General features: G+C 23.6%; 4 protein-coding genes. 3 read left to right on the forward strand and 1 reads right to left on the reverse strand.

Annotated elements, in window-relative coordinates:
- Window positions 1–3,872: 3,872 nt before the first annotated feature.
- The 3 genes from nfuA to murJ all read left to right on the forward strand — a co-directional run bounded on the left by nfuA (window position 3,873) and on the right by murJ (window position 10,639).
- Entirely contained in the window at window positions 3,873–4,451 is a 579-nt protein-coding gene (nfuA, locus tag GFV14_RS01565) for a Fe-S biogenesis protein NfuA (RefSeq protein WP_457914670.1), read from the forward strand.
- Between the two features lie 1,529 nt (window positions 4,452–5,980).
- Window positions 5,981–6,160: a YoaH family protein gene (locus tag GFV14_RS01570; RefSeq protein ID WP_457914588.1), complete on the forward strand. Its 180-nt coding sequence runs from the start codon at window positions 5,981–5,983 to the stop codon at window positions 6,158–6,160.
- A gap of 2,943 nt (window positions 6,161–9,103) precedes the next feature.
- Window positions 9,104–10,639, forward strand: coding sequence for a murein biosynthesis integral membrane protein MurJ (gene murJ, locus GFV14_RS01575; RefSeq protein WP_457914589.1), 1,536 nt, complete (start codon window positions 9,104–9,106; stop codon window positions 10,637–10,639).
- Between the two features lie 99 nt (window positions 10,640–10,738).
- Here the strand turns inward: murJ and argS are convergent, their stop codons facing one another.
- Window positions 10,739–12,469, reverse strand: a complete 1,731-nt coding sequence (gene argS, locus GFV14_RS01580) for an arginine--tRNA ligase (protein ID WP_457914590.1) — start codon at window positions 12,467–12,469, stop codon at window positions 10,739–10,741.
- Window positions 12,470–16,986 lie beyond the last annotated feature (4,517 nt).

Raw genomic sequence — 16,986 nt, forward strand, 5'->3', positions numbered from 1 at the left:
TTTAGCATACTGAAATAAATTATATTAAAATAGCTGCGTTATTTATAATAAAAATTATTTTTTATTTTCTCAAGCTGAGTATATAATATAGGTAGTATATTATGAACTATGAATATATTAATTATAGGATATTAAAAATTTTTTCTTTATTAATATTATATTAAATTAAGAATTATCTCATTGATATTTATTGAAAATTAAATTAATTATTGTAATGTCGTTTGGTTAGTAGAAAATTATTTACTAATTGTTTTAATATGTCAAATACGAAAATTGTACTCTTGAATTATCAAAAAGTTGATTGATAGCGTTTGCATTTTTATTTTCTTAGTTTGATTCAATTTATTAAGTATAATTACTATGGATTTTTTAATGGTAAAGATGGCATATATTTGATTGATTTATACTATGTAATAAAATGATAAAGAACTTTTTTGGTGCTTGTGTTTTTTATATTTTTAGGTATGAGTAACTGGTTCACAAAATATTATATACTTCATTACTGTTTTGATATTTTAAAAAAATAAAGAATATATTGAGTTTTAGTAATTTTTAATGTAGGTAAATTGATGCTAAAAGAAATATTTATGTAAAATATTTATATACTGAGTGATATCTCATTTGAAGATATTATTAACCAATGTAGTATTGTAATCTCCCAGTATTAAAATCAATTAATAATGATTATTACTAATACATTAATAAAATAAACAGTACGATCACCCATCAACGCTGCTATAATACGGTTTTAAAGATGGTTATTTTAGACGTTTATTTTTATTGCTTAATACTGTACTCATATTTGTTCTAAGTGGTAGGTATCTATTTATTTTTAATTGGTTAAAAATTTTATCTGGCAAATTTTTTGTTGATTAGTTCGATGAGATACTTTAGTTTATAATTTATATTCTTACTTATTTATTGTTTTTCTTTAACTGTATGATGATTTCTTACTTACCTCTAAGATTAGAGCGTGTCACTCTTTTACGGTTGGTATTGCACTACTAATGTTTGATATTCGTGTGTATAGTTAATGTGATTTTTATTGTATTCTCCAAGTTTTAGATCTTGTTATTAATACTGGAAAAAAGAAAGAAGATGTGAATGAAAATTAATATTTTAGCATACGCATAATCTTTCTTATGAAAATGTTACCTTTTACTTGGGTTTAGAAGAAATACGCAGCCTGATTTATTAAAATTTTAGTAAGTTATTAGCTATTTTATTCATTGTAAAATTGATTTTATCATATTTAATGTATTTACAATTAGATATAAATTTTTATCATTTAATTACTATGCAGTGATATAACTATTTCCTTGTACAGACAATGAAAGTAAGCACACTATTCGATAAGTATAGTCTATAGATTTTTCTGAACATCAAAGTCATGTGTTCTAATATGGAAAACTAAACTTCCTTAAAATTTTTATACTTACTCAAACCACTGAGTTTCTGAAATTAAAGTATAGATTGCAACTGATCGTTACTGGTTATTGATGATTTAGATAATACATTAAAAGCTAATTACATATTGTTTACTGAATCATGAAAGAAACGTATTCTAAGTTTTCAAATCATTATATTACTTGTTTTATATTTTAATATGATTGTATGGTATATTGTTTAATAATCTTGATCACATTCTTAATGAATTACAAGCTTTTTGTATTGCTTCAAGTGTCACCATATCAATGGTGCTAATTTAGCTTGTTTTTACAAAACATATTACCTTGTTTACTAAGAAACGTTGTGAGTAAAATATACGCACTGTTATTTATTAACTGATTCAATTCCTTACACTAAAAGATTCATAAATTAATGAAACTATCAAGATCTTTTGATAGGTATCATGTGGTAATGATTATATATTTTAAAGTTTCTAGATCATTACAGTGAAGGAGAAAATTACTTTAGTTTTGATCATAAATATCTGTGGATTATTACTAATAGTTATAATAATATTGTAATTATAATGCAGAACATTATCTAATAGATAAATATCTAGGGCTAAGTTAATGTTGATGATATTCAAAAAATCGCAATTAAAAATCAACAGATAGATCTGGCTGAATCATTAAAAATTTTACTGAGCTTAAGCAATTGCATAACATTAATCTTTATAACTTAGTTAATTACATAATTCTATCTTGTTTTCAGAAGTAAAATGAGCATTATTATTTGATATTCAGTATATATCAACGTTTTTCTAGTATAAATTCATGGAATATCGGTATTTTTTTAGTTTAAAACTTGATAATTGTTATTTACAATACGTTTGTCGCTGTTTAAATATCAATATTCTAAATTTCGTTTATAATTTTTAATTAATTGCTAATTTTTTTTAAACGTTTGTAATAGTCAGTTTATTTATTTAACCTGGTTGTTAACTTATATTCAGATGTATAATGTTTGTTTTTGAAAGTTTCTTTTTCGCATCTTTAGTAAAAAAATACTAAATCTTAGCAGATATTTTTGAGTAATATTAATTAAATGAGTCAACAGTACTTATATTTTGATTTTAAAATTATAAAATATTATATGAAAATATGCAGTTTATTACATTGTAGTATTGTAACTATTGTTTTAGTATACAAGAAATATTATATAAAATATTTGATTTGTATAACTGCTATCCATATATATTTATATGTATAAATAATTGTATACAAGCTAAAACTATCAAGTAGTTTTATTTATTTATGAACTTTTATATTTTTACTTGAATGGTGTTGTGTAATTGTTACTATCTACCTCTAAATATATTATTTTATACTTTAAGTTTTTCCTAATATTATTAGCGTATTGTACGATCAGTGTTTTATATTTTTAATGTTGAGTTTTTAATTATTAAAAAAGTAGTGTTAGTATTTTCATTACTTTAATATATAAAGTATTAGTACATGTTTGTTTTTTTATCTAAAAGTGTGTTTTATTTTTTATTTAAAAAGTTTAAAACATTAATATACAGTATTTCAGTCCAATGTTTAAACAAACAAACTGACTGTTAATTGTCTTTCGGATATATAATACTCACGTAAGACTTTATATACATTACTCACAACATCTATTGATTTTTAGTTTTTTTCCACAAAAAATATTAATTTGTTGATGTATTTCTTATATCATAGCATATTTATTTTCATTCTGATACAAGATGTAAAATAGTAATTTTTAAAAATATCACTATACTCTAAAATGAATTGTATTATAATGTCGGTAACGAATAAAATATTTCTTTAATATGTAATATAAAAATATTATTAATGTTTAAATTATCAAAAGTAAAGTAATTAAATTGATTTTATTATGTTTTAGGAATTGACTTTATAATAAACTTTTCATTTAAATTGATGTTTATATATTTAATTTTTATAGAAAATTTTTTTATTTGATCAATAATATTTTTGCGTTAAATAATTTTATCTTATTCTACATGTGAAGAGATAAAGCGTTCTTTTATAATAATCATGATGTAGCGTGTGATTTGAATAATATAGCTAAGATAATCTCATAGAATTTACAGAATATATAAAGTATTTACCCTTATGACATCATTCATAAGTCGTAAAGTGATTATTTTTAGTAATTTTCTTGTTATATACTCAGAAAATATGCATTCTCTGTATAATAGCTACTATATAATAGTTTTATAGTCTCTAAGTTTAGACTATGTATTTTACCTTGTAAAAAAGTCAATATAAGTATTACGACTAATTTAATAAAACATGATTCAAGTTATTAACAAATAACAAGCGAGATTATTATTGAAAATATATAAAGCATATCATTTATGTAATTAAATAAACCATAATTCTGCTACTCGTAGTATGAGGAATTTAGAGAGAATAACTTTAACTGAGTATATAATGATGATTAATATTACTGAAGCAGCACAAACTCATTTCGCTAAATTATTAAAAAAGCAAGAACCGGGAACTCAAATTCGTGTATTTGTGATCAATCCAGGAACACCTTCTGAAGAGTGTGGAGTTTCTTATTGTTTACCATACACTGTTGAAGCAACAGATAAAGAATTAAAATTTGAACATTTATCTGTATTTCTTGATGAAATCAGCGCGCCATTTCTAGATAATGCCGATATTGATTTTGTGACAGATGAATTAGGCTCACAGCTTACGCTTAAACTACATAATGTGAAAATTCCTAAAGTTTCACAAAGTGCCCCTTTAATGGAGCGTGTTGAATATGTTTTACAATCACAAATTAACCCTAAATTAGCTAAACACGGTGGTTACGTATTTTTAATAGAAATTACTGATGAAAAATTTGCTATTTTACAATTTAGTGGTGGTTGCAATGGTTGTTCTATGGTTAATGTCACATTAAAAGAAGGTATTGAGAAAGAACTGTTAAAAATATTTAAAGATGAATTGAAAGGGGTTAAGGACTGGACTGCGCATCAACATGGCACACACTCTTTTTATTAATTACTGACATCAGCTCAAAGTAAACGTATATGAATATATCAGGTCTAGAATTTAGTTTGGTATGTTTTATTATTCTGTTGAAAATCTATTGTTTAAAATATTGTATTTATATAAAATTAATACTTTTATATTAGCGCATTTGAATTCCAAAACGCATTAATTATTATAATATATTAGTAATAATATACAATATTCATAAAACTTTACATAGGTCATATGAATTATTAATATCACTTAATTAAGAAGTAATAAAAGCATTTTCAAAATAAGTTAACTATAAAATTGTATAGTAATTAGTTATTACTGTTGTAGCAAGTAAGGCACTAGATGATATTTAATAAATATTAGCTTTAAATTTATTGATATGATAAATAATGATTTAGATTTTTAAAATAAACATCTATAAATTGTTATAAATTTTATATATTTAGTGAGAACAGGTATGTATATTTTAGATTGTTTTTTTTGAATAAACCTAAAATAGATTATATATTATTAGTAATAAAATAATTAATATATTTAATTATATATAAGTAAGTAAAGCAATACAGAACTAGTTATAGATAGATAAGAAGCTAAGATTTAATAGAAACTAAGTAGCTTTGCGAGATAGAAAGATAATAAATAATAGATGAGCATATTAAAGAAAAGTCTGATAATATATTCATATTTTCTTCATATTTAACAGTGTTTTGCTAATTTTCTAATATAATGTATCATTAGTAAAAGTTAAGGATTACATTAAAGCCTGGAGTTAACTATATTTCACTATTTGAGTAATGGTATGAAACATAGGATATGCAACATCTAAAATATTTCCTTTATATAAATACACTTTATTATTCTTAATATGTTTTAGGTAAGAAAGTGATTTTTTTGTACACTAAAATCTATTTAGATGATTTTTATTCGAAATATTCTACATAATTACTATAATTTTATAGCATATACTTGCTATGTCTTCTAAAATTTGTTATTTTACTTTAAAGTTTTTTTATTTATATTATAAACTTTACAAGTTTTATACAGATGATTAATCTGTTTCTATATGTTAATAATGATGAAATTTTTATATGAGTACTTAAAAATAATTTTAATATAAATCTTTTTGACCATATTGTCAACTAATTCTATATTAAGTTTAGTATTGTTTTTTAGTAAATCTTTCTGAAGTTTAAAAGAGTAATCTGTGGCACTGCTCTAGACAAAAAAACTGAATGAGCGGTGTTGATAATTGATTTACCTTTAAGATATAGAGTTACGTATAAAAAATTGTATAAATATTCAGTTCTCAGTCAGTGATTTTTATGTTTTAATTTCTGTATAAAAGAATTTTCATTTATAAAAATTACTAAATGATATCAATATGTTAAGTTTTTCTTATTGTGAAATGAGATTAATGAGTAGTATGATATTTAAAAAATTTAATAGATTTAAAAATAAGACGTTATTTTTGAAAAAATAAATAGTTATTGGAATTTGTATGGTTTTTTTGTTATAAACTTGTTCTTTCATAGCAAGGCGAAAATATGTTTTTAAATATGCCAGCACTTAATTATCAAGAACAGCAAGAAGCAGTGAATAAAATACATAAGTTAATGACAGATGGAATGAAAACTGGAGAAGCGATTACATATGTAGCAAAAGAGATCCGTAATAAATATAAAGACAAAGAACAAATTTATGTTTTGTTTGAGGATCATGATTAATATATAAAATAAATAATTAACATATATGCTAAATATCACACTAATTAGTTTAGTAATGCTATTGAGCGTAACGTTAAATTTTATTGTTATTGTTATTTATATTAATATATAAATTACTAATTTAGTTAATTACATAACTCTAAATAATTTGATTAATTTATAATTAATGAGTAAATAATACTTAGAACATCATAATCATGAAAACTTTATCTTTATGTAAGTATTCATTATAAATTAATATGGGAACTATAATATTACTTAAGAACCAAAGGATCTAAAAATATTCCATAACAAGCATTAAGTGAGTTGCTATTTTTTTATTGTATCTTAAGTAGGAATAAAATATTATACTACGCTGTTCATTATCTGTAAGAATTTGTTTAAATTGCGATTTGAGATAAAAGAATAATAACTATATATATAAACAATTATTATGAGTTTTTATAAAAAATTAAAAGTATTTTGGTCTTATAAGTGATGAAAATTTAAAATTAAATTTATTTAATAATATAATTTTTCATTAGGAAAGCAATATTATTATCTTATAAAAAATCAGTTATATTAATTTAATAATCATTAAGTATTAAAGTTATTTACTTTCTAAATACTAATAATATACTATTATTAACATCACTATCTAATTTATACTAACTGAGAGTTGTATAAAAATAGTTTAGTAGATCAATTATAGAAAATTAAGTGTATTTGAAGCACATCAAATAATAAGAAGATACTCTTTTATTTTTTTTACATTTTAGAATAAAATATCTAACAATTCTTATGTTTAAAATATCAGAAATATTTTGATAACGTACTATGAGATATTAATGTTTCTTGAACATATTTTATTATATTCTTATATTTTTTATGCAAACTTTTTGCGAAAGTTTAATAATGTTGTAACTCTCTTGAAACATAATCTTTCAAGTATAAAATTTATATTTATTTTATTATTTTACTGAACTAATATTTAATAATCTAAAAAATATCTTTTTAGATCAACAAGATTTAAAATACTATAATTTTTTAAAATAAAAATAATGTTATTCAATATAAGTATTAAGAATTAATAATTTATTTTGTATAATTAATTATTTTTAAAATAATATTGTGAAAATATTTATTTTATTCTACTAATTTATATTTATAGACAAGAGCTGAATTTAGTAAATAAATTCATAAAAGTAAAAAAGATTTTTTTAGAATTAACTTTTAAAAAGAGTGCAAGATATTGAGTTTTTAATTTACCGATAGATGATAATTAGTTAATGACTTTATAAAGTAATATAACAACACTATTATTAAAATTTTATTAATGTTAATCATAATTTAAGATTATTTTATTTAATTTTATAGCAGCCTATATTTAGATAGAATCAAAAAAAAGTTGTTACATCTATTTTAAATGAATTGGAGATTATTAGTATAAGTGGAAATTATTTCCCTACTAAATGATATATTTAAAATTTTATTTAGTATTATTGACATTGAATAAATTAAAATAATGCGAATTATATTTAAGAACTAAATAATTCTATTTTAGATATAGTAAAATTACGTGATTTTAATCAATAAGTTGGTGTAATCAATATAAAAGTTTCAGCATAATAATTATAAACATTAAGAGACTTATAAATAATAGTTATTTATTTAAATATTTATAGATTTTTTTTTAATTTATATAAGAATTATATCTTAAATATTTAAATTTATTTTTAATGAATAAATAGTATTATAATATAATAACTTATAATAAATCTAAATTTATTTATAATATAAAATTATATATAATATTTTACATAATAGGAATGTGATATACGCCAGATTGATAAATAAATAGTACCATTTAAATTTTCTTCACAGTTGTGTGACGTATAAGATTAATTATATTTACTTAATACATTTAATATGTATTTAGCAATCTCAGGCTTTAATGTATTATGTTTAAAACTTTTTATGATTTAAACGATCGATGCCTGTGTATGATGTCTTTATTTGGACATGTTGTAATTATATTATTATCTGCTAAAATATTTTTATATAGCGAAAATTTTATGTTAGTTATAACATTAGAAATGTATTTTTATATAGATGATATTATTTTGTTGTTAGTAAGATTACATAAGTTTATCAATATTTTTACTTTGAATGGATTGTATATTTATGTAGTATTGTATGCAGAAATCTTTTTTTACCTTACATTATGGTGTTTGTCACAGATATATTTATATTCTGAAATTTTTTATTAATAGATACGAAAATTATATTAGTTTCGAATGTTTCTATCTCCAAGATTATCAACTACATTTTATTGAATTTTGTTCAGATAAATTGTCTGTATTTCTGATTGTTTATATATCAAGTTTTAAATAGTAATCTATAAAATATATTCTAGGAAATTACTTAATAGCATTTTATTTAAAGAATGTATGGGAGCACATAAATACTTTATAGATATCGCTTTCACAAAGTTTAGTGTATTTTTGTTACTTAACAATAATGCTTTAATGGATTAAAATATTCTCAATAATATTACTAATATAACATTTTAAATTTGATAGGAAATATGAAAATGATGATGTTTAAAAATGTTTTAAATAGGCGATTAAGATAAACATAGAAGAAGAATGATTTATGTATTAGACCGTGCTTTAATTATTTTACTATATAAAAATATCAAGACATATGCATATTTCTGTTAAGGAGATGTTTGAATTATATAGTATAAATATATTTTTAATCTTTAATTGTGAGCATAAAAGTCACCTACATAATGTTTAATGTTGGTAGTGATGACAATTATGTATTTACTACATTTACTAATTTATATTATATAGAAACAACTTAAATTGTAGGCATTGAAACTCTTATTTAATGTTCAATTTTGGTGAGTTATATTATATTCACTTATATTGATATGATTATTTTTTAGTTTACTTAATTATGAATTTATTAAAATCGTTAGCTGCAATAAGTTTTATGACCATCATGTCGCGGGTTTTTGGTTTTATTCGTGATTCTATCATTGCGCGAATATTTGGGTCCGGGATGGCAACGGATGCTTTCTTTATTGCATTTAAACTTCCTAATTTATTACGTCGTATTTTTGCTGAAGGTGCATTTTCACAAGTTGTTGTGCCGATATTAGCTGAATATAAAAATCAGAAGGGAGATGAAGCTACTCAGACTTTGATTGCTTATATATCAGGGTCTCTTACACTTGTTTTGGCGTTGATAAGTGTATTTGGGGTGATTTTTGCGCCTTGGGTTATTTATGTTACAGCTCCAGGTTTTACTTATAATTCAGATAAATTTATTTTAACAACAGAATTACTGCGCATTACTTTCCCTTATATTTTTCTTATTTCTTTAGCATCACTGGCGGGCGCTATATTAAATACATGGAATCGATTTTTAGTACCTGCTTTCATACCTACGTTATTAAATATTAGTATGATTATTTTTGCTTCTTTCGCAGCGCCTTATTTTGATCCACCTGTAATATCACTGGCATGGTCAGTAATAGTGGGAGGTGTATTACAGCTAGCTTATCAGTTGCCACATCTAAAAAAAATTGGCATGTTAGTACTACCACGTATATCATTTCATGATAGTAGAGTCTGGTATATAATCAAAATGATGGGGCCAGCTATTATAGGAGTATCAGTTAGTCAGATTTCGTTAATTATTAATACTATTTTTGCATCATTTTTACAAACCGGATCTGTATCTTGGATGTATTATGCTGATAGATTGATGGAGTTACCCGCAGGGGTGTTAGGAGTGGCGTTAGGAACAATTTTATTACCATCTTTAGCACAAAGTTTTATCAAAGGTAATCGGACGGAATATTACCATTTAATGGACTGGGGTTTGCGTCTATGCTTATTATTTACTTTACCTTGTGCAATCGGGTTAGCTATTTTAGCTGAAGCTTTAACTGTGTCATTGTTTCAATATAACAAATTTACATCTTATGATTCTGTGATGACACAGTATGCGCTTATTTCTTATTGCATTGGATTAACAGGGATAATTTTAGTGAAAATTTTAGCAACAGGTTTTTATTCCTGTCAAAACACTAGGACACCAGTTAGAATCGCGATTCTAACACTAATCTTAACTCAGCTAATGAATTTTGCATTTATTGGCCCTATGAAACATGCAGGTTTAGCTTTGTCAATCAGTTTAGCTGCATATTTTAACGTAAGTGTTCTTTATTGGCAACTACGCAAGGAAGAGATTTTTCAGCCACTACCAGGCTGGCCTATTTTTGTTTTGAAACTTTTCATAGCACTTACCATCATGGTATTAGTATTATTTAGTTTATTATATATAATTCCACGCTGGGATGATGGAAATATGACAACACGCTTATTACGTTTAATGGGTGTGGTTATAACAGGTGCAGCGAGCTATTTTTTTACACTATTTTCATTAGGATTTCGGATCAAAGACTTCAAAAAGTATATTATTTAATATTAATGTTATAAAATATTTTTTCAAAAGTCAATTTTATTGAATCGATTGTTAATTTTATTCATTATTACATATAGGTTTTAATACTAATATTGAAAATTACATTTTTTCGACAGTTTGTATGCCCAATATATTTAGGCCTGTTTTTAAGATTTTTTGAGTTAATAGTGCTAATTTAAGGCGACTTTGACGTTGAGATTCATTCTCAGCAGTTAGTATAGGACAATATTCGTAGAAGCGAGAGAATAGTCCTGCAAGGTCGTAAAGATAAGCACACATCACATGTGGTGTTCCATCGCGCGCAACTATTAATATAGTTTCCTCAAATTGCATTAGACGAGTGGCGAGTGAAATTTCATGTTTACATTGTAATATAATTGGTAAAACTAGTTGTGTTTGTGTCATATCAGCTTTTTTAAAGATAGAAGCAATACGGGTATAAGCATATTGCATGTATGGTGCAGTATTACCTTCAAAAGCTAACATACTATCCCAATCAAAAATATAGTCTGTAGTTCGGTTTTTTGATAAATCAGCATATTTAATTGCACCAATCCCTACAACATTGGAGACAATATACAGTTCATCTTTAGATATGTCTGGGTTTTTTTTACGAATTAGTGTTTTTGCACGTTCAATCGCTTCATCGAGAAGATCAGTAAGATGCACTGTTCCACCAGAGCGAGTTTTAAATGGTTTGCCATCTTTACCAAGCATCATTCCAAACATATGGTGCTCAAGAGACATTGATGGAGGGATGTAGCCTGCCTTGCAAACGATTGTCCATACGTGCTTTAGATGTTGCTGCTGACGTGAATCGATATAGTATAGCACACGGTTAGCATGTAGTATATCATAACGATATTTTGCACAAGCGATATCAGTTGTTGTGTATAAGAAACCACCATCTTTTTTTTGGATAATTACGCAAACTGGTTCACCTTTTGTATTTTTAAATTCATCTAGATAGACAACAGCAGCTCCTTCTTTTTCAACAGCAAGCCCTTTAGTTTTTAAATCAGCTACAATCCCAGGTAACATATAGTTATATAGACTTTCTCCCATTACATCTTTTTCAGTTAGGGTTACGTTCAGACGACAATAGGTATCTTGATTGTGTTGCATCGTAATATCAACTAATCTTCGCCATATTTTACGGCAATATTTGTCTCCTGACTGTAATTTCACCACGTAATTACGTGCACGTTTTGCAAAATCAACATCATAATCATAGCGCTGTTTTGCTTTACGATAAAATATCTCTAGATCTGAGAGAGATATATTTTCAGAATATTCTTTTTGTATTTTTTCAAGGTAAGCAATAAGCATACCAAATTGTGTACCCCAATCACCTACATGGTTTGCGCGAATAACTTTATGTCCAATAAATTGTTGAATACGAACTGCAGCATCACCAAGGATAGTTGAACGTAAATGCCCAACATGCATTTGTTTAGCGATATTAGGGCCTGAATAGTCAATGACAATTGTTTCTTTTTTGACTGGGGATAATCCAAGGCGATCGCTTAATAACGCTTTTTCAAGCTGTTCGATAATCCAATTGTTATCAAGAAATATATTAATAAAACCAGGACCGACGATTTCTATTTTATTTGCAATATTTTCAAGATTTAAGTGGTGAATAATTTGCTCTGCCAGTTTTCGGGGATTTACACCCATTTTTTTAGCAGCTCTCATGACACCATCAGCTTGATAAGTACCAAACTGAGTTTTTGATGATTGACGCACAAGTGCATCACTATCTTTTGGAGCTCCTATTTTTTGCATGACTCTGTTGATTTTATCTGAAAGAAGGGTTTTGATATTCATTGGATTGCCTTAAATAAAAAAGATAGTGACTATATCTCTTCATGACAAATATTAAAACTAAAAAAAAGAAGAGGGAACTTAGAAAGTTGTATACCATATTCATGGAAGACTGAAGAGTTCAATAATTTATTAATTATACTGAAATGATAATAATGCATTTTAAAATATAAATAGATAGCCTGATATTAAGCTCAATTCTAGTGTTATCTATATACATTAAATTTTTTAACTTATTGTTAACAATCTAATTAGAATGATTTCAGATCATACTTCTGTTATATTAATAATGATTTATTTAAAGTTATATAGTTTTATAGAATTTACGCTAGAATAGTATGTTACAAGAAATTAATTATTATAAATAACAGATAATGTCTACTAACTATTGATGTAATTTTTCTTAAATTAATATAGATACGAGTAAGTATACTATAAAAAATTATAGTTTTTATTTAAAAGGAAAGCGACCGTAAAAGTAGGTTCTCTTTTAAAGTGATATAAATTTTTATCTATTTTGATAAGCATGAAGAGTATGATATATTCAGTCTAGAACATTTTTACATGAACACAACTATACATAGAACAGTAAACTTATAAACTATAAATAATAAATTCAATATTGATTTGTACTTATTAACAGTTTAAATAATCTTAAATATAAAAGTGTAGTTTTGAATTTTTTATTTAAATTATAAATAATAAAAATCAGAAGATATGTTAAGTGAAAAAATTTAATTTTTAATAAACTAGTTAAGAAGTTTAAATAAAATAATCAAGAAATTAAATATCAATATAATTTATTTATATACAATATAGCTATTATATTAATATATTTAACAATTCTTCCTATCAAAAAATCATTATCTTTATGATTGCATACTTCATGTAATAAATATATTTTTAGTTAACGTTACGTATTAAAGTGAAATAACTGAAATATGAATTGTCAAAATAAACAATAAAATACCATGTTGTTATATGAATAATAAACGCTATTTTCTTAGTGTAGGTTTAAAAGTAACTTTATACATTATTATATGTAATTTTCTTAGGATTAGAATTCTCTAAAAATATATACTTAGTTGAGAGTTATATTAATAATATTAAGTATTTAGATTATCATCAACTGATGATAAAAATTCTGACAACAATAGATATGTATATAAAATTCTGTATATTCTGCTGTATTTTACTAAAAGCACGATTTCTGATATAGTTGATTATGTAAAAATTTTTCTACAAAATATCCTGCAGGATTATTGTCAGTTATTAAAATAGAAAAGAATAAAAATACAGTGTTTTTTGAATGTATGAAATTTTAAAACATGTAGTTAGGCACTGTGTAATGTTCCATCAGTTAAATGTCAACATTAATTTTGTAATTATTTATCCGGAAAAGTATTGAGGACATAAATATATTTTTTTTAAAAAACTATAATGCGAGTAAAAAAATATTAAAAATAATCTCTAGCTTTAAATGCTTCAAAGTGATTTTGTGTAATTTTAATTATGATATGTATTATGGATAAAAGGATTGGGATAGGTTGATTCTAAACGACAAAATATCTATAATTTTTAATTATTTAGTACAACTTGCTTTAATTAAATTGATCCTATATTGTATGCAAAAAGATTTTTTTAGCTTATTATCTGGTGATTATTACAATCATGACCTCAATAAGTAGAAGAATAATAGTAAAAGATGAATATTAATATCATATGTACGATAGATTATTTTAATCTTATAATAAAATTGCTCTGTTAAAAAATGAAAAACATTAATTTTAATTTGAGATAGAACATAAAATATTTTAGAAGAGAAATTTTTCTCACTGATTAACTGACTCTTAATTAATTTTAGCTATTTTTTAAAATAAAATTGTTGACACGTTTATTTAAGTTTCTTTAAGAATTGTTATTAAGACTGATGACGTAACTTTAAGTAGAAATAAAGATTATTCTTCGCAAGTGGCTTATACGTGTTTCTGTAAGTGTTATTAATTTTATGCATTTAAAGCTTAGTTTTTTTAGAATTATATTTTTATTCTATATAATTTAGTATTTTCATATATATTTTTATATTAACTTGTTGGGATATAATAATGTTCGAATAAACATACTCCTAATCTTTTACCGTATAATTATACATTTAGTTAATTTCAACACTTGTTTTTATCACACAATAATTCACCGTGATCATTATTTAAAAATTATTTAAAGCAATAGAATGCACTAACTAATTTAGTGACTTGCAATAATCATAGTATACACTGTTAATTTCTGATTACAATATAACTATATGTCAAATTTATTTTATGTTTTTCTTGTTTTATGCATTACTTTTATTTTAATTATCATTGCAGTAGACAAAAGCTTTTATCAGCATAAAATTCATATTTTTCCTAAATATGTTCACTTTTTATTTAATAAGTATGTATGAGCATGATTCATCTGCTTCAAGTGAGATTCAATATTATTATGTTTTAGTATATCGAATTGTTGATATATTCAGTCATGAATTTATATATTTATGTTACTCACGTTGCAAAATGTTTTTAGTATTAAATTTTTAAAGATTATAACTAGTAGTGTGAGCTCTATAAGTATTTTACTATGAAACTCAGCATATTTATTTTAATGACAGGTATGTTGATATTCTCATAATATATTACATAGATTTTTCGGAGTAATTTTCACTTTTCTAAATATTTTTATGTAGGTTATGACTAAATTCATTATAATAAAGCATGTTAACGATATGTTTATATTGTATGTTTATAAAATTATATAGATTTTTAATTGTTTAATTATACTAAGTTAGAAAATTTAGTCAAAATATTTTATTTTTAGGATTTTTAAATTTTATTTTTAATATTTTTGTAGAAAATTAATATCTACTAAGATAGATGTTGTAACTAAAAGTTAATATTAATTTTTAGTTAAAATTGCTTTTATTTTAGTTTTAAAAACTGATTGAATATGTTCATCTGTGCATTAAGTTAAAAAATCGTAAATTTAGTTTTCAAAATAATTCAAGAACATTTCTCATGGTTGATCCTTATTATCAATACCATTTCCATGTAAGATGTTTAGTAATGAACGTTTTTAAGTTAAAATATGCTTAAGTATTAATTGTTATTCTTTTAACACTCTAAAATTTCATGATGTGTATATGTTGTGAATAATTTGTATATTCTACATGTTCAAGACTGGTAATAGGTAATGCGAGTGATTATTTAGTAATATTAATAACTTAATTTTTAGTACTTGTTGGCTATTTAAACTAATTACCTAGTTTTATGAAAAATTTTACATATTTCTCCTTAATCTTCTTGCAAAACATAAAACCAGTTTTTATGAGTAAATATGTTTTGAGTACATTCTATAGTGTTAGTAAAATAGTATTGATCATAAAAATAAGATTAATTATGACTCTTGATATGATATCGTAATAAATTGACGTAGTTTTATATATTTGTACAAGAAATCTATCGATCAATTAGCAGATATTTAAAAGGATAAACATTAATGTCATCACTTAACTATTTCAAAACTGACTGTTGTTTGTAAAAAAAACAGAAAATCATTTTCGTGATTATATTTTATTAACTGTTGTTGAAAATAATGCCAACTACTAACTACAATATAGTTTTTACAGAAACAAAAAATCAAGTGCATTTTCTTTGTTTTTATTGTTGAAAGAGATACGTTAAATATGTAATTTATTCGATAAAATAAAATGTCTGAGTACAATACGTATCATTATGCTAATAGAGTTCATTTGCTCAGTAACATTCATTCAGTATTCATAAAAATTTTTATATATGTGAAGAAGTTATTAGAAAATATTAGTTTTTATACCTAAAATAGTTATTCTTCATAATGTTTATTGTGTAATTAATAATAATTATTAAGAAAGAAAAATTAAATGAAATCAATAGATTCAGTGTACTTTACTAAGGTTAAAATATGAAACGTACACAGTGTTAACTAGCAAATTATTTCTGAATCTAGAAATTATAAGATATATTTCATACCTGTTTTTAATTTTAAATTTAAATGTATTATTTTAATATTATACAAAATAGCAAATGAATTTTTAAGAAGATTTTGAAAGTTGTATTTGTAAAATATTAACTTTTTAAATGAGTAAATCAGAAGATAAAGGATTGAAAATAATTTTTACTCATAGAGTAAAGTTGTCAAATCATAAGCTGTTAAAATAATTTAGAAATCTTCTTATTTCATTATTGTATATTGTATTTCGTTATTACGACTATATAGTTTGAGATGATGAATATAATTAGTTTGATTATTTTAAATAATATATTTGAAAGTATTCTTTCATCAGCCTATATGGTGATATGAATGTATTTATAAGATAATGTCTTTAATCACCGTCATACTTTCATGTTTCTAAATTGAAGATTTTTTAATTCAACACACTCAGTTATTATGTTGATATATTTTAATAGTATTATAAGATGACTATAATGGAAATGAAATTTTATTGATAA

This window comes from Candidatus Hartigia pinicola, assembly GCA_020541205.1.
Lineage (GTDB): Bacteria > Pseudomonadota > Gammaproteobacteria > Enterobacterales > Enterobacteriaceae > Hartigia > Hartigia pinicola.

Coding starts and splice junctions, on each gene's coding strand:
- murJ (WP_457914589.1), top strand. CDS start 9,104: ATGAATTTATTAAAATCGTTAGCTGCAATAAGTTTTATGACCATCATG.
- argS (WP_457914590.1), bottom strand. CDS start 12,469: ATGAATATCAAAACCCTTCTTTCAGATAAAATCAACAGAGTCATGCAA.
- nfuA (WP_457914670.1), top strand. CDS start 3,873: ATGATTAATATTACTGAAGCAGCACAAACTCATTTCGCTAAATTATTA.
- GFV14_RS01570 (WP_457914588.1), top strand. CDS start 5,981: ATGTTTTTAAATATGCCAGCACTTAATTATCAAGAACAGCAAGAAGCA.